Origin of the sequence: Methylocystis rosea SV97 (genome assembly GCF_000372845.1) — a bacterium.
GTDB classification, from domain to species: Bacteria; Pseudomonadota; Alphaproteobacteria; order Rhizobiales; family Beijerinckiaceae; genus Methylocystis; species Methylocystis rosea.
The window spans coordinates 1,736,747-1,761,625 of sequence record NZ_KB889963.1 but is presented as its reverse complement, the minus strand read 5'-3'; the positions used below and the strand labels follow the sequence as shown (position 1 = coordinate 1,761,625).

25 protein-coding genes are annotated in these 24,879 nt (G+C 63.9%); 7 read left to right on the top strand and 18 right to left on the bottom strand.

What is annotated here, in order from left to right:
* The first annotated feature begins 5 nt into the window (after nt 1–5).
* Complete coding sequence (locus A3OO_RS21410; RefSeq protein WP_018407554.1) at nt 6–2,444, top strand: PAS domain-containing sensor histidine kinase; 2,439 nt, start codon at nt 6–8, stop codon at nt 2,442–2,444.
* On the opposite strand, the gene A3OO_RS0109215 is transcribed toward A3OO_RS21410, so the two are convergent.
* The 9 genes from A3OO_RS0109215 to A3OO_RS0109170 form a co-directional block, all read right to left on the bottom strand.
* Nucleotides 2,336–3,748, bottom strand: a complete 1,413-nt coding sequence (locus A3OO_RS0109215) for a sensor histidine kinase (RefSeq protein ID WP_018407553.1) — start codon at nt 3,746–3,748, stop codon at nt 2,336–2,338. The two genes, A3OO_RS21410 and A3OO_RS0109215, sit on opposite strands and share 109 nt — an antisense overlap.
* Nucleotides 3,732–4,415: a response regulator transcription factor gene (locus A3OO_RS0109210; RefSeq protein ID WP_018407552.1), complete on the bottom strand. Its 684-nt coding sequence runs from the start codon at nt 4,413–4,415 to the stop codon at nt 3,732–3,734. The genes A3OO_RS0109215 and A3OO_RS0109210 overlap by 17 nt, the downstream gene beginning before the upstream one ends.
* Before the next feature lie 173 nt (nt 4,416–4,588).
* Complete coding sequence (locus tag A3OO_RS0109205; protein WP_026222833.1) at nt 4,589–6,106, bottom strand: Do family serine endopeptidase; 1,518 nt, start codon at nt 6,104–6,106, stop codon at nt 4,589–4,591.
* 218 nt (nt 6,107–6,324) lie between these two features.
* Complete coding sequence (gene corA / locus A3OO_RS0109195) at nt 6,325–7,329, bottom strand: magnesium/cobalt transporter CorA (protein WP_018407550.1); 1,005 nt, start codon at nt 7,327–7,329, stop codon at nt 6,325–6,327.
* Between the two features lie 14 nt (nt 7,330–7,343).
* A complete protein-coding gene (gene grpE, locus A3OO_RS0109190; RefSeq protein ID WP_026222832.1) occupies nt 7,344–7,940 on the bottom strand; it encodes a nucleotide exchange factor GrpE in 597 nt (198 codons plus the stop codon).
* Between the two features lie 56 nt (nt 7,941–7,996).
* Nucleotides 7,997–10,807, bottom strand: a complete 2,811-nt coding sequence (locus A3OO_RS0109185; RefSeq protein ID WP_018407548.1) for a [protein-PII] uridylyltransferase — start codon at nt 10,805–10,807, stop codon at nt 7,997–7,999.
* Nucleotides 10,804–11,781 (bottom strand): glutathione synthase, encoded by a 978-nt coding sequence (gshB, locus tag A3OO_RS0109180; protein WP_018407547.1) that lies wholly within the window; start codon nt 11,779–11,781, stop codon nt 10,804–10,806. The genes A3OO_RS0109185 and gshB overlap by 4 nt, the downstream gene beginning before the upstream one ends.
* Nucleotides 11,782–11,919: 138 nt before the next feature.
* Nucleotides 11,920–12,759 carry a serine O-acetyltransferase gene (gene cysE, locus A3OO_RS0109175; protein WP_026222830.1) on the bottom strand — a complete coding sequence of 280 codons (840 nt, stop codon included), beginning with the start codon at nt 12,757–12,759 and terminating at the stop codon, nt 11,920–11,922.
* A gap of 3 nt (nt 12,760–12,762) precedes the next feature.
* Nucleotides 12,763–13,359, bottom strand: a complete 597-nt coding sequence (locus A3OO_RS0109170) for a LemA family protein (protein WP_018407545.1) — start codon at nt 13,357–13,359, stop codon at nt 12,763–12,765.
* 136 nt (nt 13,360–13,495) lie between these two features.
* Between A3OO_RS0109170 and A3OO_RS0109165 the strand changes: the two genes are divergently transcribed.
* A complete protein-coding gene (locus A3OO_RS0109165) occupies nt 13,496–13,918 on the top strand; it encodes a SufE family protein (protein WP_018407544.1) in 423 nt (140 codons plus the stop codon).
* Between the two features lie 64 nt (nt 13,919–13,982).
* Nucleotides 13,983–14,657 carry a hypothetical protein gene (locus A3OO_RS0109160; RefSeq protein ID WP_018407543.1) on the top strand — a complete coding sequence of 225 codons (675 nt, stop codon included), beginning with the start codon at nt 13,983–13,985 and terminating at the stop codon, nt 14,655–14,657.
* Between the two features lies 1 nt (nt 14,658).
* Here the strand turns inward: A3OO_RS0109160 and A3OO_RS0109155 are convergent, their stop codons facing one another.
* Together A3OO_RS0109155 and A3OO_RS0109150 are read right to left on the bottom strand one after the other, a co-directional pair.
* On the bottom strand, nt 14,659–15,516 hold the full coding sequence (locus A3OO_RS0109155; RefSeq protein ID WP_018407542.1) for a DUF6456 domain-containing protein: 858 nt from the start codon (nt 15,514–15,516) through the stop codon (nt 14,659–14,661).
* Nucleotides 15,513–15,857, bottom strand: coding sequence for a helix-turn-helix domain-containing protein (locus A3OO_RS0109150; protein WP_040573776.1), 345 nt, complete (start codon nt 15,855–15,857; stop codon nt 15,513–15,515). The genes A3OO_RS0109155 and A3OO_RS0109150 overlap by 4 nt, the downstream gene beginning before the upstream one ends.
* A gap of 118 nt (nt 15,858–15,975) precedes the next feature.
* Here A3OO_RS0109150 and A3OO_RS0109145 point away from each other — a divergent pair, with 118 nt between their 5' ends.
* Together A3OO_RS0109145 and A3OO_RS0109140 are read left to right on the top strand one after the other, a co-directional pair.
* Nucleotides 15,976–16,308 carry a DUF6477 family protein gene (locus A3OO_RS0109145; protein ID WP_018407540.1) on the top strand — a complete coding sequence of 111 codons (333 nt, stop codon included), beginning with the start codon at nt 15,976–15,978 and terminating at the stop codon, nt 16,306–16,308.
* Between the two features lie 74 nt (nt 16,309–16,382).
* Entirely contained in the window at nt 16,383–17,201 is an 819-nt protein-coding gene (locus A3OO_RS0109140) for a hypothetical protein (RefSeq protein WP_018407539.1), read from the top strand.
* Nucleotides 17,202–17,210: 9 nt separating this feature from the next.
* On the opposite strand, the gene A3OO_RS0109135 is transcribed toward A3OO_RS0109140, so the two are convergent.
* The 5 genes from A3OO_RS0109135 to A3OO_RS0109115 form a co-directional block, all read right to left on the bottom strand.
* Entirely contained in the window at nt 17,211–18,314 is a 1,104-nt protein-coding gene (locus tag A3OO_RS0109135; RefSeq protein ID WP_018407538.1) for a hypothetical protein, read from the bottom strand.
* A 92-nt stretch (nt 18,315–18,406) separates the two neighbouring features.
* The gene (locus tag A3OO_RS0109130) at nt 18,407–18,880 is read right to left on the bottom strand and encodes a hypothetical protein (RefSeq protein ID WP_018407537.1); all 474 of its coding nucleotides are present in this window, start codon (nt 18,878–18,880) and stop codon (nt 18,407–18,409) included.
* A gap of 23 nt (nt 18,881–18,903) precedes the next feature.
* Nucleotides 18,904–19,368 carry a cupin domain-containing protein gene (locus A3OO_RS0109125; protein ID WP_018407536.1) on the bottom strand — a complete coding sequence of 155 codons (465 nt, stop codon included), beginning with the start codon at nt 19,366–19,368 and terminating at the stop codon, nt 18,904–18,906.
* A 2-nt stretch (nt 19,369–19,370) separates the two neighbouring features.
* A complete protein-coding gene (locus tag A3OO_RS24240) occupies nt 19,371–19,754 on the bottom strand; it encodes a hypothetical protein (RefSeq protein ID WP_018407535.1) in 384 nt (127 codons plus the stop codon).
* Nucleotides 19,755–19,897: 143 nt separating this feature from the next.
* Nucleotides 19,898–20,434, bottom strand: a complete 537-nt coding sequence (locus A3OO_RS0109115) for a SixA phosphatase family protein (protein WP_018407534.1) — start codon at nt 20,432–20,434, stop codon at nt 19,898–19,900.
* A 139-nt stretch (nt 20,435–20,573) separates the two neighbouring features.
* Here A3OO_RS0109115 and A3OO_RS0109110 point away from each other — a divergent pair, with 139 nt between their 5' ends.
* Nucleotides 20,574–22,280, top strand: coding sequence for a hypothetical protein (locus A3OO_RS0109110; protein ID WP_018407533.1), 1,707 nt, complete (start codon nt 20,574–20,576; stop codon nt 22,278–22,280).
* 88 nt (nt 22,281–22,368) lie between these two features.
* Here the strand turns inward: A3OO_RS0109110 and A3OO_RS0109105 are convergent, their stop codons facing one another.
* Both A3OO_RS0109105 and A3OO_RS0109100 read right to left on the bottom strand, forming a co-directional pair.
* Nucleotides 22,369–23,058 carry a hypothetical protein gene (locus tag A3OO_RS0109105; protein ID WP_018407532.1) on the bottom strand — a complete coding sequence of 230 codons (690 nt, stop codon included), beginning with the start codon at nt 23,056–23,058 and terminating at the stop codon, nt 22,369–22,371.
* Nucleotides 23,059–23,696: 638 nt separating this feature from the next.
* Nucleotides 23,697–24,497, bottom strand: a complete 801-nt coding sequence (locus A3OO_RS0109100; RefSeq protein ID WP_018407530.1) for an enoyl-CoA hydratase-related protein — start codon at nt 24,495–24,497, stop codon at nt 23,697–23,699.
* Nucleotides 24,498–24,597: 100 nt separating this feature from the next.
* Here A3OO_RS0109100 and A3OO_RS0109095 point away from each other — a divergent pair, with 100 nt between their 5' ends.
* Nucleotides 24,598–24,777 (top strand): hypothetical protein, encoded by a 180-nt coding sequence (locus A3OO_RS0109095; protein ID WP_198008777.1) that lies wholly within the window; start codon nt 24,598–24,600, stop codon nt 24,775–24,777.
* The last annotated feature ends 102 nt before the right edge of the window (nt 24,778–24,879 follow it).

The window sequence follows — 24,879 nt, the reverse complement described above, 5'->3', positions numbered from 1 at the left end:
TATCGATGGCGCGCGCTCCCGCTGCCCGCGTGAAGACTCACGCCCATACCGTGTGGGGAGCGTGCCGGTTCGATGAGGACGGCGCAAAGGGCCTGAAGGACTTCTCCTGGCTGCGTCCTCTGGCGTTCGCCGCCTGCGCGGTTTGCCTCGTCTCTCTCGCCGCCTTTGTCGTGTCGCTGACCAGCGCGATGCAGGATCGACTGGTCGAGCAGGCGGTCGACGATCTTGATCTATTCGTTCGCGCCGTGTCGCAGGACCTGCGCGATAAAATCCAGACCGACGCGCAAAAGCCGTTCGGCGCGCCGCTCAATCAGCTCGTGCCGCAAGGCGCGCTGGCGCGAGGACGCCGCATTCTGGTGACGGACGAGCGCGGCCGCGTCGCCGCCGCCTTTCCGCCAATTCCTTCGAAAGACCTCACGCTGTCGCAAGCCATCGGCGCCGAAGATGCCCTCGTCGACTTCGCCGACAACGCCGGCGTCTTGCGCGTCACTTTGCCGGATGGCGTTCCCGCGCTCGTGAGCGTCAGGAAGCTGCCGACGCCATTCGGTCAGGTGGCGATGATTTATCCCGTGGACAATGTGCTGGGCGAATGGCGCGTGATCGCGTCCCGCTATGCGCTGCTGTTCGCCTGCACCACGCTGCTGCTGCTCGTCATCGTCCTCGCCTATTTCCGCCAGAGCCGGCGCCGTCAGGACGTCGAACGCGCCAATACGCTGATCCGCAGACGCCTCGAGGCGGCGCTTTCGCGCGGCCGATGCGGCCTTTGGGAATGGGACATTGCGCGCGGCCGGATCTCCTGGTCGGACTCCATGTATGAAATGTTGGGGCTGCCGGCCGACCGCCGCTCCCTCTCCTATACCGAATTGAGTGCGCTGCTGCATCCCGACGACGGCGACTTCCAGACGATGGCCGACATGGTCGCGAGCGCACGGACGAACAGCGTCGATCATGAGTTCCGGCTGAAGAACGCCGCCGGCGAATGGATCTGGCTGCGCGCGCGGGCGCAGATCGTCGAAGATGGTCGGGAAGCCGGCAAGCATTTGATTGGAATCGCAATCGACGTTTCGGAGCAACGCGCGCTCGCCGAACAAACGGAGATGGCCAATTTGCGCCTGCGCGACGCAATCGACGCCATTTCCGAAGCCTTCGTGCTGTGGGACGCCAAGAACCGCCTCGTGACCTGCAATTCGAAATTTCTCTCGCTGCATGGGCTTTCGCTGGAAGCCGCATCCGCCGGAGCCAACTATCGGCAGATCATGAGCTGCGCCACCGCGCCGCTGATCCGCACCCAGGTCGCTTCGCCAGACGGACCTTCGCCAGACGCCCGCACCTATGAGGCGCAGCTCATCGACGGCCGCTGGCTTCAGATCAACGAGCGCCGCACCAAGGATGGCGGCTATGTCTCCGTGGGCGCCGATATTACCGCGCTCAAGCGCAACGAGGAGAAGCTGCGTGAATCGGAGCGCCGACTCACCGCAAGCGTCGCCGATTTGACCCGCTCGCGACAGACGCTGGAGATGCAGGCGCAGCAGCTCGCGACTCTCGCCGAGCAGTATCATCATCAAAAGGCCGAGGCGGAAGCCGCTTATGTGGCGAAATCGGAATTCCTCGCCAATATGAGCCATGAGCTGCGCACGCCGCTCAACGCCATCATCGGCTTTTCGGAAATGATGGAGGCGGAGCCGTTCGGCGCGCTCGGTTCGCCAAAATATCTCGAATATTGCTGCGGCATACGCCAGGGCGGCAATTACCTCAACGAAGTTCTGTCCGACATTCTCGACATGTCGCGTCTCGAAGCGGGCCTCGTGCGTCTTGCCGAACGGGAGATCAACGTCGCCGAGGCGCTGCGCAAAGCCGTCGGAGCCTGGCGCGCGCGCGCCGACGTGAAGAACATCGAGCTTGTCGCCGACGCCCGCGAGAACCTGCGTTGCGTCGGAGACGAAGCGGCGATCGTCAAGACGCTCAGCATCTTTCTGTCCAACGCCGTCAAATTCAGCGAATTCGGACGCGTGGTGCGGGTGCGCGCGCGAGCGCATGGCGGCGCGATCGACGTCTATGTCGAGGATTCGGGGCGCGGCATCGACCCGCGCGCCATCCCCAAGCTCGGCAAGCCGTTCGAACAATGCGCTGATCTGATGGAGAACGGCATGCGGGGGTCCGGGCTCGGCCTCGCCATCGCCCGCGCCCTCATCGAGCTGCATGGCGGCGCGCTGCGCGTCCGCTCCCGTCTTGGAGAAGGCACGGTCGTCATGATGCGGCTGCCGGCCGCCTCAGCGACGGTGACCCCTTTGAAGGCGCGCGTGGTCGAACCCGGCGCATCCGCGAAGATTGCGCCTTATGCGCGTTCCATCCGCGCCGTCGGGCCGACAGTTGTCCGCATCGCGGGCAGCGACAGCGCCACGCGCAATCCAGGCGCGTTGTCTTCGATCCGCAACGCGCCATGATGCATCCGCGCAACCGCCGCCGCCAGCGACAGCCCGAGACCTGAGCCTGGCCGCGAACGGGAATTCTCAAGCCGCACGAAACGTCCCACGACGCGCTCGCGATCCGATGGCGCGATGCCGGGTCCGCGGTCCGCGACGATGATCTCCACACGATCGCCGACGCGCCGAGCCTCGATGGCGATGCGCGGCGCGTCGCCTGTCCCGCCATATTTCAGCGCGTTGTCCACGAGATTTACGAGCGCCTGCCCGAGCAGTTCGCGGCTGCCGGTGACCGCAAGTCCGTCCTGCGCCGCGACATCGAGATGGACGCCCTGCTCTTCGGCGACGGGCTCATACATCTCGGCGATGTCGCGCACGACGGAATCGGCGTCGAAGACGGCCATATTGTCGCTCGAATATCCCGCCTCCGCCCGCGCGATCATTAAAAGCGCGTTGAACACGCGGATGAGGTTGTCAGACTCTTCGATCACGGCGGCGAGCGCCGCACGATGCTCGCTGTCGTTTGAGCCCGCCCGCAAGGCCGCCTCGGCGCGGTTGCGCAATCGGGTCAACGGCGTCTTGAGGTCATGCGCGATGTTGTCGGAAACTTCGCGCAAGCCGGCCATCAGCTCGCTGATGCGTTCGAGCATGGCGTTGAAGTTTTCCGCCAACCGGTCAAGTTCGTCGCCGGCGCCCGAGATGGCGAGTCGCTCGTGCATATCGCCCGCCATGATGCGGCGCGCCGAGCCTGACATCACGTCGACGCGCTCCAGCATGCGATGCGACACGAACAAGCCGCCAAGCGCGCCGACGAGCGCGAGCCAGAACAGCGACACGCCGAGCGCGCGGCGCAATATGCCGCGAAGCACTTCATGATCTTCGATGTCATGGCCGATGAGCAGGCGAAAGCCGCCGGGAAGCAGAAACAGCCGCAGCAAGGCCGGATGCTTGACGCCCGGCTCGCCGCGTCGCTCATAGGGCGTCTCGACGAGTTCCGTGCCGCCGGAGGGCGTGAAATTCGGCGGCTCGATATTGCCGACGATGACGTCCCCGGCATGACTCGAGAGCAGATAGAGCGAACCGCCGGGCGCGCGCACGCGGCGCTCCACCGCATTGACGAGCTGGCGCAGGCCGCCCTGCGCATATTGTTCGGACAGCGCCCGGATTTCGGCGTCGACGGTTTGCTCGATCTGCTCATCGAGCACTTCCTTGACGCGTGCGCCGACCCGCGCGAGCACGAGTCCCGCGCCAATCGAGAACAGCACGAGATAGGCGATCGACAGTTTGAACGCTGTCGTGCGGAAAAGCTTACCGAGCGCCGTCACGGATCATATACCCAGCCCCGCGGATGGTGTGCAGAAGCGGGTTCTCGCGGCCTTTGTCGATCTTCGATCGCAGACGGGAAATATGCACGTCGATGACATTGGTCTGCGGATCGAAATGGTAATCCCAGACATTTTCGAGGAGCATGGTGCGGGTCACCACCTGGCCGGCATGTTTCATCAGATATTCCAGCAGCCGGAACTCGCGCGGCTGAAGCACCACCTCCTGGCTGCCGACCGTCACCTTGTGGGACAACCGATCGAGCTCCAGATCGCCTACGCGATATTGGGTTTCTTCGCCCTTGGGCCCGACCCGGCGGCGCGCCAGCGCCTCGACCCGCGCCAGCAATTCCGAAAAGGCGTAGGGCTTTGGCAGATAGTCGTCGCCGCCCGCGCGCAGACCCTTCACGCGGTCATCGACCTGGCCGAGCGCGGAGAGAATGAGCGCCGGCGTTTGAACGCCTTGCTCGCGCAAGCCCGAGATCAGCGACAGCCCGTCCATCTTGGGCAGCATCCTGTCGACGATCAGCACGTCGTAACCGCCTTCGCTGGCGCGTCCATAGCCAGAAAGCCCGTCGGCGGCGTGTTCGGCGACATGGCCTTGTTCACGGAACGCCTTGACGAGGTATTCGCTCGCTTCGCTGTCGTCTTCAATGATCAGAATGCGCATGTTTCACTATAGCTGAGATTGCAAAAAAACGGCAGGCCGGCGCATTGTGCGCCAGCCTGCCCCGCGTTCGGAAGCCAGGAGGGGACTGGCTCTGCCCGACGCTCTTCGTTGCGGAGACCGGCTGCGGGCGGGTGCAGTGTGACGGCCTCGACGCAAGAAGTCCTTAAGCGGCCTTAGCCGGCTCCGCCTCTCACCGGAACGGCGATGAACTTCGCGCCGTCCGCAGATTTCACACGCAGCAGCACCGAGCGCCGTCCCTCCTTGCGAGCCGCCTCAAGTGCGGAGGCGAGTTCGCCGCGCGAGCTCACCGGCTGCCCGGCGGCCTCGATAATCACGTCGCCCCTGCGCAATCCTTTTTGCGCGGCGGCGCCGGAGGGATCGATATCCGTCACGAACAGCCCTTCCCGGCCTGCTCCGCGGATGTCGGCCGCCGGGGCGACCTCGAGCCCAAGGCCGGACAGTTCCGGCCCCCGCTCCGAGAAGCCTTCATCATCGGCGCGCGCTTCCCGTTCGTCGGGAAGGGCGCCGAGTTTCAGCTTCACCGTCTTTTCGCCGCCCGAGCGCAGATAGGTGATGTCCGCTGTCTTGCCAGGGCCAAGGGTCGCGATGCGGCGCGCGAGATCACGCGACGTGTCGATCTTGTCGCCGTTGACGGCGACGATGATGTCGCCAGACTTCAGGCCGGCCTCTTCCGCCGGAGCGCCCCGCTGCGGCTGCGCGATCAGCGCGCCTTTCGTGGACTTCAGCCCCATGCTGTCGGCGATTTCCGGCGTCACGTTCTGAATCTTGACGCCGATCCAGCCACGCGACACGGAGCCTTTTTCCTTGAGCGCCGCGACGACGTCCTTGGCCACCTCGGCCGGAATGGCGAAGCCGATGCCGATCGAACCGCCCGAAGGCGAATAGATCGCCGTATTGACGCCAATCACATTGCCGCGCGAATCGAACGCCGGCCCGCCAGAGTTGCCGCGATTGACCGGGGCGTCGATCTGCAAGAAGTCGTCGTAAGGGCCGGCGCCGATGTCGCGGCCGCGCGCCGAAACGATGCCGGCGGTGACTGAGCCACCCAGGCCAAACGGGTTTCCGACCGCGATCACCCAGTCGCCGACGCGCGGCGCCGCAGAGCCCCAGTCGACATAGGGCAGCTTTGCGCCGTCGCTGATCTTGAGCAGCGCCAGGTCGGTGCGCTTATCCGTGCCAACAACCTTAGCGGGCAGCGTTCTTCCGTCGTCGAGCGCAACGTCGACTTCGCTGGCGTGTTCCACAACGTGGTTATTGGTGACGACATAGCCGTCCGGGCTGATGATGAAACCAGAGCCCTGCGACATCGTCATGTGTTTTTGCGGACGGCCACCCTGACCTTCGCCGAAGCGCTTGAAAAAGCGGTACATGGGGTCGTCAGGCGACACGTCCGGCATCTCGAAGATGCCGCCGCCCTGCTGATCATCGACGGCCTTGACCTTGATGGCGACGACAGCGGGCTTGACGCGCTCGACGACGTCCGCGAAGGAGGCGGGTCCGGCGGCGGTGACAGATCCTGAAAGCGGCGCTTCGGCGTAAGCCGGCGTCAGCGGCGCCGGACCGATCGCTGCGCTAAGCGCGAACGCCGCCGCAGCGCCCATCAGCGCCAGACGGGACGCGCGGCGCGGCGCTTCAACGGCGCGGGCGCGAGGATTGTTTGCGATAGGCATTTTTCGAAAATCTCCATCTTGAACGACGCCGCGTGGAGGAGAAGCGCAACGTCGCCGCAAGATGGAAGATGGAGATCACCGCTTTGCCGGCCAATGGCGGCGGGATGAAACTTTCGTAAGGCGCTAGGCCCAAGGAAACGATCGCAGGCGATTGCGCGTCAGACATGCGCAGTGTGAGAGCATTGGTGACGCGCCTCGACCGCGATGGCGGGCGGCGCTCACAGCCAGCCGGCGCGACGCAGCCGGAAATAAAGATAGCCGCAGATACTCACCGTCACGCCGAGGACGACGTAATAGCCATATTCCCACTTAAGCTCGGGCATATGCTCGAAATTCATGCCGTAGATTCCGGCGATAGCGGTTGGCACAGCAAGGATCGCCGCCCAGGCCGCGAGCCGGCGCGCGATATCAGTCTGCTGGATCTGCGCGTTCATCAGGCTCGCCTCGAAAGCGAAGGCGAGCGTCTCGCGCATCGTGTCGATGCGCTCCTGCACCCGGCGTAGATGGTCGCGCACGTCTCGGAAATGCGGCCGCATGACCGGATCGATGGCGACGACGTCGCTGCGCTCCAGCCGCCGGCAGACATCGGCCAGAGGCGTGACGGCGTTGCGCAGCCGCAGCAAGTCGCGCCGCAGCGTGTAGAGCTGTTCGATCTCGCTCTTGCCCATGGTCGTCGTCAGCACATGATCCTCGATGCCCTCGACCTCGACGTTGATGGCGTCGAGCACCGGGAAGTAGTTGTCGACGATGAAATCGAGAATGGCGTAGACGATGAAGTCCTCGCCCTCCGAAAGGCGCTCCGCGCGCTGCTCGCATCGTTCGCGCACATGCGCATAGGAACTCGACGCGCCATGGCGCACGCTCACGACATAGCCGACGCCAACAAAAAGATGGGTCTCGCCGAAGGCGATGCGAGCGTCGACCATCTGCGCGGTGCGCGCGACGATGAAGATGCTGTCCTCATATTCTTCGAGCTTAGGGAATTGATGCGCCTTGACGGCGTCCTCGATGGCGAGGTGATGCAGTGAGAACTGGCGTCCAACGCGCTCCAGCAGCCCTTGTGACGGCTCGTAGAGTCCGATCCAGACGACATAGCCTTCGCGCTTGGTCCACTCTCCGGCCTCATCGATCTCGATATCGGCGATCTTACGTCCACCGTGATAGACCGCCGCTGCGACAACCCCGGCTTCCGTGGGCTTTGTCGCGGTCGCTCGCTCGTCCATGCGCCCTGCCCCGGTCAGGACGGCTTTGATCCGCCGCGCGCCACGCCGACTTTTGCGGGCCGCAACACGCGTTCGCCGATCATGTAGCCTTGCTCAACGACCTGAGCCACCGTGCCCGCCGGTTGCGTCTCGTCGGGAATTTCGAAGAGCGCTTCATGCTGATTAGGATCAAAGCGCGAGCCTTTGGCGTCGATCTTCCTGACGCCAAAGCGCGCGAGCCGCGCAAGAAAATCGCGCTCCATCACGTCGACCCCCTCAAGCAGCGACGCGACCGCCGGCTCGGCGCGCGCCCCATCGGGCACGCTCTCGATCGCGCGGCGCAGATTATCGGCGAAGGACAGCATCTCCCGCGCGAAATTCGCCACGCCATAAGTTTTCGCGTCGGCGATCTCGCGCTCGGCGCGACGGCGCACATTCTCGACTTCGGCGAGCGCGCGAAGAAGCTTGTCCTTTAACCCTGCGTTTTCGGCATAGAGATTCTCGAGCTCGGTGAACGGCTCCGGCTGCGCAATGTCGGATTCGGCCGACGGCTGCGACAAGGATGAAGGCTCAGCGCCTCCCCGATTCTCGGTCGACTCAGCCTTCTTGTCTGCGTTCGTTGGATCGCTCATGCTGTCACCATCATTCTCTCGTAAAGGCTTCGATATCTGCGCGCCAAACGTCAAAATCAAGTCGCGGCGGCGGCGGGCGTTTTGGCCCCGCGCGCGCCGGAACCGCGAAACACGTCCAGAAGCTGGCGCTTGATCGTCGCCTGCCGCTGAGGTGAGGCGATCTTCGCTCCCGTCAAATCCGTGACATAGAAGGCGTCGACGGCGCGCTCGCCAAAGGTGACGATATGCGCCGAGGCGATATTGAGGTTTAGCCGCGAAATCGCGTTGGTGAGCTCGAACAGCAGCCCCTCGCGGTCGAGTCCCGAGACCTCGATGACCGTATAGACGTTCGACAGGCTGTTATCGACGACGACCTCAGGCGCGACCGAGAAGGCGTCGGTCGGCAGATGCGCTTTGGCGCGCGCCCGCAGCTCTTCGGACACGACGACCTCGCCGCGCAGCGCCCTGGCGATGAGGCCGGCGATGCGCCCGGCGCGGCGCATTTCGTCTTCGTCAAAATCAAAGGCGCGCGAGAAGAAGATCGTGTCGAGCGCGAGACCATCCGCAGTGGTGAAAATATGCGCGTCGACGATATTGGCGCCGCCAGCCGCGCAGCCGCCGGCGATGATCGACAGCAGACGCGGGTTGTCGGGCGCGACGACGGTCAGCTCCACGGCGCCGCGCGTCCTGTCGAGTTCGACCGCGGTCGCCAGCGGCGCCGATGCGCCGTTCATCTGGCGAAGCAGCTCCGCGTGGCGCAGCTTGCGGGCGATGTCGACCTTGAGCCAATAGGCCGGATAGTGACGCTTGGCGTAGGCGTCGAACTCCTCGTCGCTCCACTCTGGAAGCGCCGCGCGCAGCTCGGCCTTCGCGGCGGCGACGCGACTCTTGCGATCAACCGCCGAATGGCCGCCGCCGAGCACAACCTCGGTCTCCCAATAGAGCACGCGCAGCAGCTGCGCCTTCCAGGCGTCGAGCACGCCGGGCCCGACCGCGTTGATGTCGCAGACGGTGAGAACGAACAGCATCTTCAGCCGCTCCATCGTCTGAACGATGGCGGCGAAATTTTCGATGGTGACGCGGTCGGAGAGATCGCGGCTCTGCGCGAAGCTCGACATGGTGAGATGATGCTCGACGAGCCAGGCGACGGATTCGGTCTCGCCGGGGGTGAAGCCCAGACGCGGACACAGGCTGCGCGCCACCTCCATGCCGGCGAGCGAGTGATCCTCCTTTCGGCCTTTGGCGATGTCGTGCAGGAGCAGGCCCAGATAAAGCACCTTGCGGTTGACGATCGTCGGCAGGATTTCGTCAACGAGTTGCTGATGCTCCGGCATGCGTCCGGCTTCGAGATCGGACAGTCCGCCGACCACGCGCAGCAGATGCTCGTCGACCGTATAATGATGATACATATTGAATTGCATCATCGCGACGATCTTGCCGAAATCCGGAATGAACCGCCCAAGCACGCCGGTCTCATTCATCCGGCGCAGCGTAATTTCGGTCATGTTGCGCGAGAGCAGGATTTCGAGAAACAGCCGATTGGCTTCCTTGTTCGCGCGCAGATTGGCGTCGATCAGGCGCAGCGACAGAGTCACTGCGCGCAAAGCGTCGGGATGCAGCGGCAGGCCGTGATGATCGGCCATCCAGAAAAGCCGGATGATGTTAACGGGATCGCGCTTGAACACATCGGCGTCGACAATGCTGATGCGGTCGTGATCGACGATGAAGTCGCCTTGCGGGGCGCGGCTGCGCCGGCGCCGAAACGGCTGCAGAAAGCGCTCGAAGATGGCGCGTGGCTTCGCCTGCTTTTCTTCAAGCGCCGCGCAGACGATCGCGGTGAGATCGCCGACTTCTTTCGCGACGAGAAAATAGTGCTTCATGAAGCGCTCGACCGGCGACAGCCCGCTCCGGTCGTGATAGCCGAGGCGCCTGGCGATCGTCGTTTGCACGTCGAAGGCCAGCCGTTCTTCGGCGCGTCCCGTCGCGAAATGCAGATGACAGCGCACGCGCCACAAGAACTCCTCGCAGCGCTCGAAGAGACTGAGCTCCGCCGCGGTGAAGAGGCCGGCGGCGACGAGTTCCTTCGCCTCACGGACGCGATAGACATATTTGGCGATCCAGAACAGCGTGTTGAGATCGCGCAGGCCGCCCTTGCCTTCCTTCACATTCGGCTCGACGAGATAGCGCGACGCGCCGGCGCGCATCACCCGCGCGTCGCGTTCGGCGAGCTTGGCGGAGACGAATTCGCGCGCATCCGAACGGGCGATCTCGCGATCGAAGCTCTCGCGGAACTCGCTGAACAGCTCGGCGTTGCCGAGAATGAAGCGCGCTTCGAGAAGCGTCGTTCGAATGGTCATGTCGGCGCGGGCCTGACGCATGCACTCGGCGACGGAGCGCGTCGCATGGCCCACCTTCTGACGCAGATCCCAAAGAATATAGAGGATCGCCTCGATGACGCTTTCGCCCCACGGCGTCTGTTTATATGGCACGAGAAACAGAAGATCGATGTCGGAGCCCGGCGCCAGCGTCCCGCGCCCATAGCCGCCAACCGCGATAATGGCGAGACGCTCGGCAAAGGTCGGATTGTCGACGACGTAAACGTAGCGCACGACATAATCGTAGATGGCGCCGATCAGTTCGTCTTCGAGCCCTGAAATCAATCTCGCGCACGCCAGTCCCGAGCCGCGCGCCTCAAGCCGGGCGCGCGCGATCTCGCGTCCTTCCGCCAAAGCCGAGCGAAACAATTCGACGATCGCCGTGCGCCGCGCATGGCCGCGCTCACCCTTGCAGATCGCGGCGACCGATGGCGCGAGCGCCTGCCGCAGACCGCGAAACTGCTCATTGGGATCAAGCCCGGCGAAAACGCTGAGCGGCGCTGCTTCGTTCATGGAGTCAATTCCGGCGATCGGCCCGATGCGCGCAGGGCGCCCAGACGCGCCTCGATGGCGTCGAAGAGCGGCGGCGCAAGATCCGGCCCGCCGATGCGTTTTAGCGCGCGCAGCCCCGTCGGCGAGGTCACGTTGATCTCGGTGAGCCACCCATCGATCACGTCGATGCCGACGAAGACCAATCCGCGCCGTTTCAGCTCCGGCCCGAGCCTCGCGCAAATGTCTCTTTCACGCGCATTGAGTTCGGACGCCGCCGGCGCCCCGCCGCGCACCAGATTCGAGCGGATGTCGTCATCGGCCGGAATGCGGTTGATCGCGCCCAGCGCCTCGCCGTCAATGAGAAGAATGCGCTTGTCGCCCTTCACGATCTCCGGCAGGAACCGCTGCACGACCCATGGCTCCCGGAAGGTCGTCGCGAACATGTCAAACAGCGAACCGAAATTCGGATCGCGCGGCGCGACCTTGAACACCGCGGCGCCGCCATGGCCGTAGAGCGGCTTCATGACGATCTCGCCATGCTTGGCGCGAAAGCGCTCCATCGCCGCGCGGTCGCGCGTGATCAGCGTCGGCGGCATCAGATCGGCGAACTCCATCACGAAGATTTTTTCCGGCGCGTTGCGCACATGCGCGGGGTCGTTGACGACGAGAGTCCTCGGCGCGAGCCGCTCCAGAAAATGCGTGGAGGTAATATAGGCGAGATCGAACGGCGGGTCCTGACGCAGCAGCACCACGTCCATGGCGCCGAGTTCAAGGTCGGTGGCCTCGCCAAGCGTGTAATAGCGCGAAGAATCGTCGAAAACGTCGATGCGACGCGCCCGCGCCGTCAGCCTGTCGCCTTCAAGCGACAATTGATCCGGCGTGTAGAACCATAGGCGATGGCCCCTGCGCTTCGCCTCCAGCATCAGCGCGAAGGTCGAATCTCCAGCAAAATTAATGCGTTCCAAGGGGTCCATCTGGACCGCGATCTCGAGCATCGATCCCCCTGCTCCGGCAGCCGCCGCCCTGCGCCGGCCCTTGGGAACGGCGCCGCCGCCCGGCGACACATAGCAGGAGAACCGTGGCCCTGCGCAAGCCTCAATCGCCCCGGCCCTTAGCGGACGCGGCGGCGCGGGTCAGATGACGTAATCGAAAGAATCATAGGCGAGGCCGCGCAGGATCTGATCCATGTCGCGCGCCGGCTCCATACGCGATTCGGTCCCGACCACCTTCGCCGGAACGCCGGCGACGATGGAATTGGGCGGAACCGACTGCAGCACCACCGATCCCGCGGCGATCCGCGAACAGGCGCCGATCTCGATATTGCCGAGAATCTTGGCGCCCGCGCCGATCATGACGCCGCGCCTGACCTTCGGATGACGGTCGCCCGCGACCTTGCCCGTGCCGCCCAGCGTCACCCCGTGCAGGATGGAAACGTCATCGTCCACGACCGCCGTCTCGCCGACGACGAAGCCCGTGCCGTGGTCCAGGAACAAGCCTTTGCCGAAGCTCGCGGCCGGATGAATGTCGGCCGCGAGCGCGTCCGAGGCGCGGCTTTGGATGTAATAGGCGAAGTCATGTCGCCGCCCGCGCCACAGCGCATGCGCCAGCCGGGCCGACTGGATCGCGTGAAAGCCCTTGAAATAGAGCAGCGGTTCGATCATCCGCCCGCAGGCGGGATCACGCTCGACATAGGCGGCGAGATCGGCGCGGAAGGCCGTGGCGATCGCCGCGTCGTCGCGCACCGCCTGCAGGAAGGCGTCGGCGATCGTCTCCGCATCCACCGCTGAGGCGCCGAGTCGCGCGGCGATGCGATGGACCACCGCCTCTTCGAGCGATGCGCGATTGAGGATCGCGCCGAGCATGAGAGGCGTCAGCGACGGGCCGAGACGCAGCGCCTCCTCGGCTTCCCGGCGCATATGCGCCCACATCGCCTCCCGCGCGACCAGCTCTTCTGTCGGCGCGTCGGCGCTCATCATTTAGAACTTCACTTCCGGCGGCGATTGCGCCGCGCCGGCCGCGGAGAATTCCGCCATCGGCTTCGTGCCGGCGAAGAAGGTCTTCGCCCAGAGAAGCGTCGGAAAGGTGCGCAGCGACGTGTTGAATTCCCGCACCGCGTCGATGTAGTCGCGCCGTGCGACATTGATGCGGTTCTCGGTGCCTTCGAGCTGCGACTGCAGGGCGAGGAAGTTCTGGTTCGATTTCAGATCCGGATAGGCTTCGCTCACGGCGATCAGCCGGCCGAGCGCGCCGGTCAGTTGATTTTGCGCCTCCTGAAACTGCTTCATTTTTTCAGGATCGGTCAGCGAACCCGCGTCCACCTTGACCGACGTCGCCTTGGCGCGAGCCTCGACGACGGACGTGAGCACGTCCTTCTCCTGCCTGGCGTAGCCCTTCACGGTCTCGACGAGATTGGGGATGAGATCGGCGCGGCGCTGATATTGCGATTGCACGTCCGACCATTTCGCCTTGGCGTTTTCTTCGAGCGTCGGAATCGTATTGTAGCCGCAGCCTGCAAGACCCAGGCTCAGAAAAATCGCGGCGGCGACGGCGCGCCAGCGGGAAAAGTCGCTCATATAAATCTCCGTGAGAGCGGCGCGGCGCGCCAGCGATCATCGCGCGGAATGTAAGGCGTGGCCCTCGCCAAGGAAAGGGCGCGGCTTAGCGCCGAAATGAGGTAGAATACGCCTTCGCCGGAAGGATGCGGAGCAAATGCAGATCGACGAGATCATTGGCAATTTCGAGTTGCTCGATGAGTGGGAGGATCGCTACCGCTATCTCATCGAGCTTGGGCGCACGCTCGAGCCGCTGCCGAAAGAGGCCTATACGGACGCGAACAAGGTGCGCGGCTGCGCCAGCCAGGTGTGGCTCGAAACGACGCCGACGCGCGACGCCGACGGACGCACCGCGCTCGCGTTTCGCGGCGATAGCGACGCGCATATCGTGCGCGGCCTCGTCGCGCTCGTGCTGGCGCTCTATTCGGGGCGGCCGGCGCAGGAGATCGTCGAAACCGACGCGGCGCCGCTCTTTAAGGAGCTCGGCCTCGCCGAACATTTGACGCCGCAGCGCGCCAACGGCCTGCGGTCGATGGTCGAGCGCATCAAGAAAGAAGCCAAAGAGGCGATGGCGGCGTAGTCGCTTGCGAGCACCAGCGATCAACCACTGTGCCCCTCGCAAAAAATCCGATAATACCTTTGCTATGAAGCAGAAGCTTTTCGACGTCCTTTCGACGGTGAGCAACTCGCTCTCGATTTGGCAAGCTCTATCTGGAAGTGCGCTTTTGGCCAGCTTTGCGCTTCCCGCGTGGGCGGCAGCGACGACTGAGTGGATTTCGAGTTACGGGAGAATAGGTTGGGTGGCCGCGGGCTTCTCGGGGCTACTGGTCGGCGTTATTGCCGTATATGTAATGACATCAATAAAAATATCTTTGATAAAAATGTCTATTACCAGATTATTCTATCAGGAAGGGCAGCGGATAAACCCGTTGGACATCCATTATTTGAATAAGAGGATAAATTTGAGAGACTTGCTGCCACCAGGGCCCGGTATTATTGAAAATAAAACATTTGAAAACTGTGAGCTGGTTGGACCATTAAATATATTTCCAGTCAATTGTATTTTACAAAGGAATTTGTATACGGCTGTTGACTATATAGTAGTCGACAATGAGAAATCTCGATCCGGCAAAATCTTGAATGCAGCCATTTTTAATAACTGTCGATTTCTAAACTGCAAAATCTACTTCGTATCATTTCTCATAATGGAAGAATCATTTGAAGTCTTTGATAGTTGGGGTGGATGTAACTGGATTACCCAGACGCCAAAGGAAGGAGTGCAGCTGGCGGCCGGGACAAGCCCGGCCATCGCGGGTTAACTCACACCCTCGGCCGGTAATCCTCGGCGCCCCAATGCAGCAGCGCGTCGGCGCGGTCGCGGCCGCGCGCTTCGACCGCCAGCCCGTAATGGCGCGCCAATCGATCGAGGGCGATTTTGAGCACGACTTTCGCCGAGCGAGGCGGCCAGCCGCGCTCGCTTTCGACAAGCTCAAGGCCCTTGAGATAGCCGCAGACGTCGGTCAAGAGGCCCGCCAGTTCCGGCCCCACGGCGTCGAAGGCGCGCGCGAGACGACGGCGCGCATCGATCGCCACCTCGGAGACGGCGCCCGCGTCGCCGCCGCGGCGGGCGGCGTTGATCGACGCCTCCCAATTCGCGGTCACGCGCTGCAGGAGCTGCGCCTGCTCGATGTCGCGGCGGAAGCGCTCGCCGGCCTCGAGCTGCGCGGCGTCGAGAAAGCTTCGCCCCTCGCGGTCCTTTCGCCGCGCGAGCCAGGCGAGCGGACTTTCCGCATCATTGATGAGCGTCGGACGCGCGGCCTTTTCGAGCTGGCGCAGCGCATAGGATGCGTGCTGGGCGCGAAACGGCTCCGCCTGATCGACGTCGGGCGCGGACAATCGGCGCAGATGCGCGCGGCCGGCGTCGGTGAGCGCCAGCCGCCGCTCGGCGCCGTCCTGCTCCCATCGCACGAGTCCTTCGGCGAGCGCGGCGTCGGAAGCGGCCGCCGCAAATCGCGCGCGCGCCACGGTGACGCCTTTACGCGCGGCGAGCACGACGAGCGTCGAGGCTTCGAGCGGGCTGAGCGCGCCGCGCGCCCCCGGCTCGGCAAGCGCCTGCAGCAGCCGGCGCATGGCGCGGCTGGTTTCCTCCCGGATTGGGGTCCCCGCGCTTTTCTTCATTGCGCGCTCCCTTGCGCAAGGAGGGCGCAGATCATGTCGCGCTGCGCGGCCAGCGCGATTTCGAGCCGGCGGGCGCCGGCGTCGAACAGCGGGTCGTCGCGCAAGTCTTCGATCGTCGCGCAGGCGTGACGGACAGTCGCCCGGTCGCGCGCGAAAGCTTTGGCGCAGGCCGAAACGCTAGCGCCGAGCGCGACATGGTGGAGATAGACGGCGAGCTGACGCGCCCGCGCGACCGAGGCGCGGGAGCGGCGGGGAGAAAAGAGATCGGCGAAGGGCGCGCCCTTTGCGGCGGCGGCCGCGGCGGCGCTAAGCCCCGGAATAAGCGTCGGATCGAGAAACATCGAGGTCTCCAGCTTGGTGACGAACAACCGTAAGCTGGAAAATAATCCTATTCAAGGATAAAAAGCTTATCCTCATCCGTTTGAGGGAAAGCATTCTGAGCGTCACGGAGGATGATCCATGACGCACAGGCCAGTTCAAGCGCTGCAAAACGAGCGCCCCGCCCGCTTCGCCACAGCAGCTGGCGCGGCGCTCCAAGCCGCGCTCGCCGCGGGTCTCAACGCCTATGACCGCACGAGCGCGCTGTCGCGTTTCCATCGCCTGTCGGCTGAGACGATCGCCAGCGAATCGCCCGATGCGGCGCGCGCCGCGCTCAAGGAAATCGAGCGCGCGATGCGCGGCGAACGCGCCCGGCGCGGCCATTGGAGCTATGATCTCAACCGGCATATCAGCCTGCTCGTCGCCCACCGCGCCGAGACCGCACGGCTTCATCGCCTGTTGACCGGCGCATGAGCGCCGCCGCGCTTCCGCCCTCCTGCGCAATGCTTTAAGCTTCGCGCTTTCCGTCAGAGACGCAAAGGCCGGCGATGTATCTGGAGAAAATTCTGGCGCTGCTGGCTGCGGCGCTCGTCGCGGTCGGAGCCGGCATCGGCCTGACCTGGCTGGCCCTCAATCCCACGCCGCGCATGGCCGATGCGGGATCGGGGATCGCGGCGCCCGCCAATGGGCAAGTCGACAAGGGAAGCGCACGGCAGCAGATCGAGGCTCTGATCGCCTCGACGCCGGATTATGCGCGCTACTTCGCAAGACTTCGCGAGACCTTCACGGCCGACTACGAAGCGGCGATCAATGATTTCGCTACCCGCCTCGCGCAGACGAAAGAAGAGCAGAGCGTCGATTATTATCTTTCCGAGGCGGTGCGCCGGATCCGAACCTCCCGCGGCGCGCTCGCGGCGAAGGCCGAGCCAGAACCGATCGCCCGCGTCTTCGAAAAGCAGCTGGAAGTGCTGCAGGCGGTGGCGCGGGAGGACAAACGCATGTGCGTCGCCTTCCTCTACGGCGCGACCAATCTCGACTTCCAGCGATTCGCCGCCTCTCGCCGCCAAATCGTCTCGGACATGGCGCTTGCGGGACTCGAAGCCATCGTCAGCGGACAAGCCAAAAAAATCGATAGGACCGCGCCGACGGAGGCGGACTTCCGGGTGTTGGAGACCGCGCTCGCCGCGCGAGGTCTGAACAAGGTCGAGATCGACGCGCTGCTCGACGGCAAGATGCCGACGCCGCCGCTCGAAGACGCCCGCATGTGCGGCGCCGGGCAAACTTATTTTGAAGTGCTGAAAACCCTACCCGAACCCGCCCGCACGAAGGTCTACGGGCTGGCGCTCGAGCTGATGGCGCGCTCCTAAAAACTAAAATCACCGACCCGCATGCGCCGGCGGCGCATGCGCCGGGGGGCGCGCCGGCGCAGCATCGCCCTCCGGCTTCGCGGACCCCTCCAGCATCTGGCGCAGTTGCGCGACGGCGATCCGGATCAACGCGTCGCGTGGCCGCGCCGGCCCGATCTCGACCGCCGCCATATTGGCCATCACCTTGGCGAGATTTTCGGTCGGCGCGCCGTCGGCGGTGAACAGCGCCAGATCCTCGTTCGGACCGCCGACGACGCCCTGGGCAATATTGGTCGCGTAAGTGACGATCCGCGCCAGCTCCCCGGAGCAATTCGAAACGCCAACCGGCGGCGGTCGCGGCGCGGGCGACGGCGGCAGGTCGGCGATTGTCGTCCGGGGCGCCGGTTCGATCAGCTCGGTGAGCTTTTCCCGCCGCGCGGGAAGCTCGGAGACGCCCGCCATGATCGAGGGCGCCGGCATCAGGTCGACGGGCTTTCCGAGCGGTCGCCGCGCCGTCTTCAGATTGACCCCGCCGCGCCCATGCGCCGCCAACCAGCGCGAGCGGAGCGTGTTCTGAATGCCGCGCGGCGCGATCCCCATGGGCGCGACGCGCTGCAGCGACATGCGCGCCATGCCGCCGCGCGACGCCGGCAGCCCGGGAGCGACCGCCGGCCGCCGAGGCGCGGCGGGCGCGAACACAAGCGAACATTGCGCCGGCGCCCAGCGCTCGACGATGGCGCGCGCGGTGCGCCTGCCATAGGCGACATAGTACCGGCGCAGCAGCAGCGCCGCGACGGCGGCGCCCTCCTCCGCCGAAGCGAAGGCGACATGGCCGTCGGCGTCGGCGGCGATCTCGCCGTTCCAGCCCGCGCTTTTGATGCACCAGTAATTGTTGAGCTTGACGCAGCGGGCCGGTTCGCCCGCTTCGGCGCCGAGCGCCCGGCGGATCGCGGCGACAGGCGCCATCTCCAGCGCCAGCGCGCTTTCGAAGCGCCAATTGTCCACGGCGCGCGCTTGAGGCTGATAGGCGGGGCTTGGCGTCGCCGCGAACACCGACGACGGCGCGACGATCGCCGCCGGCGCCTTGTGGGGCGCGGCTACGGCCAGCATCGTCAGGAGCGCTTCGATCAGCATGGCCGCCTTGGGGGTTTGCGAACTGCGCTAGTCGGGGTCTTCCGTCGCCTCGCCCCGTAGAATGCCCGGCGTGACGAAGTGCGCAAGTCGCATCATGGCCCCGCATGCGGCTTTGCTTGCTCTTCCAGCAGCTGGCGCAGTTGCGCGACGGCGATCCGGATCACCGCGTCGCGCGGCCGCGCCGGCCCGATCTCGACCGCCGCCATATTCGCCATCACCTTGGCCAGATTTTCGGTCGGCGCGCCGTCCGCGGTGAACAGCGCCAGATCCTCGTTGGCGCCGCCGACGACGCCCTGGGCTATGGTGGCTGCGTAAGTGGCGATCCGCGCAAGCTCCCCGGAGCAATTCGAAACGCCAGCCGGCGGCGACCGCGGCGCGGGCGACGGCGACAGGTCGGCGACAATCGTCCGGGGCGACGGTTCGATGGCGCGCGCCGTGCGCCTCCCATAGTTGACGAGCAGCTCAATTGAGCAGCCTGAAGCCGACTGGCTGTGAGCCGCCCCGCAATTAGAATGCCGTGGAGCTGCATCCGTCGGACTGGCCTCTGCTTCGTCAGGAAGCGCCAATCTGGCGCCAACTGCGCGGAGGATCAGCGATATGGATTTGAAGCTGGCGCCCCCGAGCCATCGGTCCAGATGTCGTCCGGAAGCGAACGGTCGCGATGACAGACGCGGTCGTGATACGGATAAGTGATCGCATCGACAGGCGCACGTGCACCAACGACCAGGCACCGGGTCGGACGTTTGCTGCGGTTATGGAGCTGGTGGCCGACCGCGACGCCAGCGTTGAAAGCGGCCGCGTCGCCGGCGCGAAGGATCGTCTCGGTCTCGCCCTCGATCAGCGTGATTTCGCCTTCGAGGACGTAGATCAGCTCGTCCTCGGCGCTGTGCCAATGCTTCAGGGAAGACAGCGACCCGGGTTGCAGAATTTCGATAAGCGCGCCGAACTGGGTGAGCCCTGCCGCTTCGCTGATCCAGTGCGCGCGCGCCGGACCACAGACATCACTTTGTTCTCGGTCTTCGGTCACGAAGTGCTGTGGCGTGATGACGGGCATGCCTAATCTCCAGAAGCTGCAACCACCACGTCGAAGCTGGCTGTCGGCATGAGTGACCCGAAGTAGAATTCCTCCGCCTCATGCCACTGCCTTTCCCAAGATCCGATCGTTCCTTCCCGCGCGGCGAGGCGCGCCGGGCGCACCTCGTCAGGCACCGCGAGGACGACGCGCAAACCGAGCAAGTCGGCGAGTTCGGGCCGCGCGGCGACAGGCGCCATCTCCAGCGCCAGCGCGCTTTCGAAGCGCCAATTGTCCACGGCGCGCGTTTGAGGCTGATAGGCGGGGCTTGGCGTCGCCGCGAACGCCGACGAGGGCGCGACGAGCGCCGCCGGCGCCTTGTGCGGCGCGGCTACGGCCAGCATCGTCAGGAGCGCTTCGATCAGCATGGCCGCTCTTTGCGGGTTTGCGAACTGCGCTAGATCACGCTGCATTTGGGCGGAATCGCCCAAACGCAGATAACGTGATCGATTCCAAAAGTTTAGAGCGCGCTCAACGCGAAAAACCGGTTCCCACTTTTTCGCAGCGCGCTCTAGTCGGGGTCTTCCGTCGCCTCGCCCCGTAGAATGCCCGGCGTGACGAAGCGCGCAAGTCGCGCCCCGCCCCTGCCGACGTCCCCCCAATGATCGCTCTCAAAGTCGAGCATCGCCAGCGCCGCCGTTGGGAATTTAGAGCGCATCAGCGCCAAGTCATCGGCCTCGCCCGAGCCGGCGAGCCATGAGGCGAGTTCGGCAAAGCCGGGATTGTGACCGACGGCGAGCAGCGTCGCGACCTTGTCAGGCGTCTGCCGCAAAATCTCGACCAGATGGTCGACGGTCGCAAGATAAATCGTATTCTCGATCAGATGCGTGACATGGCCTGGAAACGCCTCAAGCACCTGGTCGAGGGTCTGCTTGGCGCGACGCGCATCGGAAGCGACGGCGAGGCCCGGCACGATGTCGGCGTCTCGCAGATACTCGCCCATGCGCCGTGCATCCTCCATCCCTCGACGGGTGAGCGGACGTTGGCGGTCGCCGCCGGCCGAATGCCGGTCGGCCTTGCCATGGCGCAGGAGCAGGAGTCGACGCATGCGGCCTCTCTATCACGGCGCCGCCGCGCCGCCACGCGCCGCCCCTCGCTAAACGCCGGCTGCGACGAAACTACGCGCCTCTTTACCCCGAAAGGCGCGGCGTGCAAGCTCTCTCCGTTCGTCTTCCCAAGGTTTCCTAATGCGCAAATCCCTCGCCATCGGCGTCGTGACGTCGCTTTCGCTCATAAGTTTCGCCGCGCCTTCGCCGGGCGCCGGCGAAAAGCCGCTGACGCTCGACAATCTCGTCATCACGATCGGGGCGACGACCTATCGTATCCCGCACATCGAAATCGAAGGCGCGAGTCTGCCGCTGACGGAATTGGCCACGCTGTTTTTGAGCGGCGACGCAAATGTCGCGGCGCGTCTTGCGCGCATTTCGGCGCGGCGAATCGCCGTGCCGGCGATGTCGAGCGAAAGCCGCAATGAGTCGAACATTGAGCGCGCCGCGTATCGCAAGCTGCTTTTCGAGAATGTCGTTTCGGGACGCGCGGCGACCGTGCGCGGCGACGGCGGCGAGGAGACGATCGAATCGACGAAGGGCGGCGTTCAGCGCGTCTTCTGGGGGGCCTCTATCGCCAAGGGCGTCGATCTTGCCGAACTCGCGCGTCTGGCGCTCTCCACGCGCAGCGAGGCCAATGCGCCTCTGAAGCCATTGGTCGAGGAGGAAGTCGTCGAGTCTTCGCGCCTTGAAGACGCGAGCGCCAATCTCGTTCTGACGACAGGCCGCCTGAAGATTGAGGGCGTGCGCGGCCGCGCGCTGCGGACTCCCGGCGGCAAACTCGTTGAAAGATTCGAGAAGCTCGATCCGGCGAAGCCCGAAGGTGATCCCGCGCTGATGCGCGATGTCCTGGATGCGCTTCAATCCTTCGAGGCGGCGTCGATCGAGGTCGACGATGTCGTCGCCGCCGGCAAGGGCGAGCCCGCAGGAAAGCCGTTCACGGCGAAGATCGCGCGCGCCGGCCTGCGCAAAGTGGCGGGCGCCGGCGCCGGCGAAATGTTTGTCGACGATTTCTCGCTCGCCGCGTCGGACGGCGGCCATCTGTCGGTCAAGCGATTTGCGCTGAACGAAGTGCAGCTGGCGCCGGTTTTAGAGGGCGCCGCCTATCCCAAGCTCGCGCGCATCGAGGTGCGCGGCGTCGCCGCCGATCTGCCCGACTCCAAAACCAGCGAAACGTCGCGAATGAAATTCAGCGTCGAGAACGCCAGCGCGACATTCGGCAATTATCTTGCAACGACGCCGACGAAATTCTCCGGCCGCGTCGACAATTTCGTCGTCGATCTGTCGGCGCGCGGCGACACGCAGACGACGGCGCACTTCTTAGCGCTCGGCTATCGCGAACTCGCGCTCTCCGGCGTCGCCGCTGGAGAATGGCGCGAGAAAACATCCGAAGCGGCGCTGGAGCCGGTCGCGATCGACGCGAAGAACATGGGCGTCGCGCATCTTTCGGCGCTCTTCGGCAATGTATCGAGCGCGGCGTTCTCGTCCTCGCCCCTCATTTCGCGCGCCGCCATGCTCACGACGTCGATCAAATCGATCGACCTGACGCTCGAAGGCGATGGTCTCGTCGATCGCGTGCTCGCGCTTGAAGCCAAAGAGCAGAAAACATCCGTCGAAAAGGCGCGCGCCGATTACGCCAAGGCCGCTGCGACGGCGATTACGGCGCTCGGCGGCGGCGGCGCCAACGCCAAGCGAGTCGCCGACGCCGTTTCGGCCTATATTGAGAAGCCGAAGCGCCTGCATCTGCGTTTCGTCGCGCCAAAGGGCGTCAACGCGATCGACGTGTTGGCGCGAAAGCCCAGCGAGATTTTGGAAGCTCTTGAGGTGGAGGCGAGCGCCGATCGATGATGACGCGCGAGATTGCACACGAGCTTCTTTAGCCCCCACGGCCAGTCCAGACTATACTTTGTTAAACTTCAGCTTTCACTCTATACATTCAACAAAGCCGCCGCGCCTTTAAAACAGCAAAACAAATATACGTCAGTATCAATTCTGTAAGAAACTGCACGGAGAATACAAATGCCAATGCGACGATAATGAGCATTACGGCCGGATGGCTCTCCAGTAATTTTTTTATAAGCAGAGCGCTTTTATATGCTCCTGGATAGGAGACCAGCCAAAAACCCCCTATAGGTAAAATAATCCAAACGGCATAGCCTAGCGGACCCTTGCCAGAACGCTCCATTGCTTTAACATGCTCAAGGCTTGACGGGCGTCCAAGTAACGCCAAACCTATAGAAAGCGCAATCCTGAGGCCCGCTATTATGCACGCGGCCAGCGCCAAAATATCCAACTGATGGAATACTGTATCATTGTCACAAAATGCGTCATATTCATTACAAAAAACGTCATATTGACGCGCAACAAAGCCAAATATATACTGTTTACTGACTGCAATTTGATTACCATCCGAAACATACCTGGATAAAGACTCAATAATTGGGGATATCAGCATTAACAATGGCGTAAGCACAACCGTGATGGCTGCTGCGCCTAATAGAACCGTAGGCGTATCTATTTTCGGGTATTTTGTTTTATCCGATGAATATATGACAGTTGTTACACTAAAGACGAGAAGAACAATAAACATAAGGCCGAATATTTTTTCATGCAGCGTTTCGAACATTCTAAACCTCAGCCTCGCCGCTTGACAACTGTCACCGCCCGAGCGGCGACGGTCACAACTTCAACAATGTCGTTGCCAGTTAGCTTCTCGCGCTGCTCCGCCATAGTCAGAGCCGACCATTCTAATTCAACCAACGCCGCGCCGCCGGAAAGGCGCTGCCGACTAGAGTTGCGGAAAACAGAAGCGCGCCGAGGCGCGGCTGGGCCCCGGCGGCCGACGATGATTTGCGCAAACCTTTGTTGAAAGGCCTCAAGACAATCCTTCCCGTAATTCGCCGCTACACGGGGATAGGCATCGCCAATAGTCGCTGAAACAGTAACCGCTATGCCCACGCGGTCAAGCCGACCTGGATAAACAACGGGGCTCCGAATCCAGGTTAACAAGGCGTCCTCTTACCGCGTCATGGCCGCGCTTGTCGCGGCCATCCACGCGACGACATGATGCAAATGTCAGAACATGAGCCGAGCATGCCGTCTCCGCACGATGCGTTGCGCGATGTCCCGGCGTGGATGCCCGGCGCAAGGCCGGGCAAAGCGAGCTGAATTAACCCGAGTTCGAAGCCCTGGCATAAGCAAAGCGCGCGTTTACGCTGGCGACGACCCCCATCGCCACGGCCCGCGCCCCAGCTGCGAGTAACGTCAGCGCCCGGAAAAATTCGGCTCGCGCTTCTCGAGGAACGCGGCGCGCCCTTCCATGTAATCCGCACTGTCGAAACAGGCGCTCGTCAGCGCTTCGCATTGTTCATGCGACGACGCGCCGGGCAGGCCTGCGGCGGCGCGGATCGCCGCCTTGGCGGCGCGCAAGGTCAGAGGCGCGCCGCCGGCGATGTTTTCTGCGAGCGCATGCACCGCGCCTTCGAAACTCTCGGTGGCGAAGAGGCGGCTGACGAAGCCGCGCTCCTTGGCTTCGACTGCGGTGAGGCGCCGGGCCGTGTAGAAGAGATCGAACGCGAGTTGCGGGCCGACGGCGGCGACGACATAGGCCATCGCCGCCGGCGGATAGCCGACGCCGAGCTTCGCCGCCGGAATCGCGAACGTCGCTTGCCCATCGGCGACGCGCAGGTCGCAAGCCGCGGCGATTCCGAATCCGCCGCCCAAGCAGAAGCCCGACACGGCCGCGATCGTCGGCTTGGAAAGATTCGAAATCGAGTCGAAGGCCTCGACATTGGCGTCCTCATAGAGGCGCCCGCCTTCGCTCGTCGCGCGCAGGTTGGAGAACTCGCTGATGTCGGCGCCGGAACAGAACGGCAGACCCGGCGCCCCGCTGATGACGAGGACGCGCGCGTCCTCCGCCGCGTCGACGGCGCGCAGCAGCGGCGGCAGCGCGCGCCACATCTCGAAGTCGAACGCGTTCCGCTTGGCGGGATTTTCGATGTAGAGGCGCGCGACGCCGAATTCGATTGTGACGCGCAGCTTCGGGGTCGCAGATATGATCGCCATTGTTCCTCGTACAGCAATGTTTCAACGTCGCCGGATCGCTCAATAGCAGCCATTCGCCGTCCATGTCGGCTTGTTTTGGACCCCCGACAAGGTCGTCCTCATGAACGGCGTCAACGACGCGAACCAGCACGTCGGCGCATCCGCCTATGTCGAATATACGGGAAAACTCGTCGAGTATTTCGCCGACGTCGACGACGTCGAAATCATCTGCATAACGCGGGTCGACGAACGGAACTCAAGCCGCCGACTCTCTACAGCGCCGTCAAGCATACGATATTGAGCTGTTTCTACGACGGAGAGTTCGTCGGCGGCGCGGTTTCGCTCGGAAAAGCCGAGGCCGCGAAATAGCGCCGCTTTCTTGCGCGCATCGCTGCTATAAGCC

What these genes read in the sequence shown, in the direction of transcription:
- A3OO_RS21410 (WP_018407554.1), top strand. Translation starts at nt 6, where the DNA reads ATGGCGCGCGCTCCCGCTGCCCGCGTGAAGACTCACGCCCATACCGTG.
- A3OO_RS0109210 (WP_018407552.1), bottom strand. Translation starts at nt 4,415, where the DNA reads ATGCGCATTCTGATCATTGAAGACGACAGCGAAGCGAGCGAATACCTC.
- A3OO_RS0109205 (WP_026222833.1), bottom strand. Translation starts at nt 6,106, where the DNA reads ATGCCTATCGCAAACAATCCTCGCGCCCGCGCCGTTGAAGCGCCGCGC.
- corA (WP_018407550.1), bottom strand. Translation starts at nt 7,329, where the DNA reads ATGGACGAGCGAGCGACCGCGACAAAGCCCACGGAAGCCGGGGTTGTC.
- grpE (WP_026222832.1), bottom strand. Translation starts at nt 7,940, where the DNA reads ATGAGCGATCCAACGAACGCAGACAAGAAGGCTGAGTCGACCGAGAAT.
- A3OO_RS0109185 (WP_018407548.1), bottom strand. Translation starts at nt 10,807, where the DNA reads ATGAACGAAGCAGCGCCGCTCAGCGTTTTCGCCGGGCTTGATCCCAAT.
- gshB (WP_018407547.1), bottom strand. Translation starts at nt 11,781, where the DNA reads ATGCTCGAGATCGCGGTCCAGATGGACCCCTTGGAACGCATTAATTTT.
- cysE (WP_026222830.1), bottom strand. Translation starts at nt 12,759, where the DNA reads ATGAGCGCCGACGCGCCGACAGAAGAGCTGGTCGCGCGGGAGGCGATG.
- A3OO_RS0109170 (WP_018407545.1), bottom strand. Translation starts at nt 13,359, where the DNA reads ATGAGCGACTTTTCCCGCTGGCGCGCCGTCGCCGCCGCGATTTTTCTG.
- A3OO_RS0109165 (WP_018407544.1), top strand. Translation starts at nt 13,496, where the DNA reads ATGCAGATCGACGAGATCATTGGCAATTTCGAGTTGCTCGATGAGTGG.
- A3OO_RS0109160 (WP_018407543.1), top strand. Translation starts at nt 13,983, where the DNA reads ATGAAGCAGAAGCTTTTCGACGTCCTTTCGACGGTGAGCAACTCGCTC.
- A3OO_RS0109155 (WP_018407542.1), bottom strand. Translation starts at nt 15,516, where the DNA reads ATGAAGAAAAGCGCGGGGACCCCAATCCGGGAGGAAACCAGCCGCGCC.
- A3OO_RS0109150 (WP_040573776.1), bottom strand. Translation starts at nt 15,857, where the DNA reads ATGTTTCTCGATCCGACGCTTATTCCGGGGCTTAGCGCCGCCGCGGCC.
- A3OO_RS0109145 (WP_018407540.1), top strand. Translation starts at nt 15,976, where the DNA reads ATGACGCACAGGCCAGTTCAAGCGCTGCAAAACGAGCGCCCCGCCCGC.
- A3OO_RS0109140 (WP_018407539.1), top strand. Translation starts at nt 16,383, where the DNA reads ATGTATCTGGAGAAAATTCTGGCGCTGCTGGCTGCGGCGCTCGTCGCG.
- A3OO_RS0109135 (WP_018407538.1), bottom strand. Translation starts at nt 18,314, where the DNA reads ATGCTGATCGAAGCGCTCCTGACGATGCTGGCCGTAGCCGCGCCCCAC.
- A3OO_RS0109125 (WP_018407536.1), bottom strand. Translation starts at nt 19,368, where the DNA reads ATGCCCGTCATCACGCCACAGCACTTCGTGACCGAAGACCGAGAACAA.
- A3OO_RS24240 (WP_018407535.1), bottom strand. Translation starts at nt 19,754, where the DNA reads ATGCTGATCGAAGCGCTCCTGACGATGCTGGCCGTAGCCGCGCCGCAC.
- A3OO_RS0109115 (WP_018407534.1), bottom strand. Translation starts at nt 20,434, where the DNA reads ATGCGTCGACTCCTGCTCCTGCGCCATGGCAAGGCCGACCGGCATTCG.
- A3OO_RS0109110 (WP_018407533.1), top strand. Translation starts at nt 20,574, where the DNA reads ATGCGCAAATCCCTCGCCATCGGCGTCGTGACGTCGCTTTCGCTCATA.
- A3OO_RS0109105 (WP_018407532.1), bottom strand. Translation starts at nt 23,058, where the DNA reads ATGTTCGAAACGCTGCATGAAAAAATATTCGGCCTTATGTTTATTGTT.
- A3OO_RS0109100 (WP_018407530.1), bottom strand. Translation starts at nt 24,497, where the DNA reads ATGGCGATCATATCTGCGACCCCGAAGCTGCGCGTCACAATCGAATTC.
- A3OO_RS0109095 (WP_198008777.1), top strand. Translation starts at nt 24,598, where the DNA reads ATGAACGGCGTCAACGACGCGAACCAGCACGTCGGCGCATCCGCCTAT.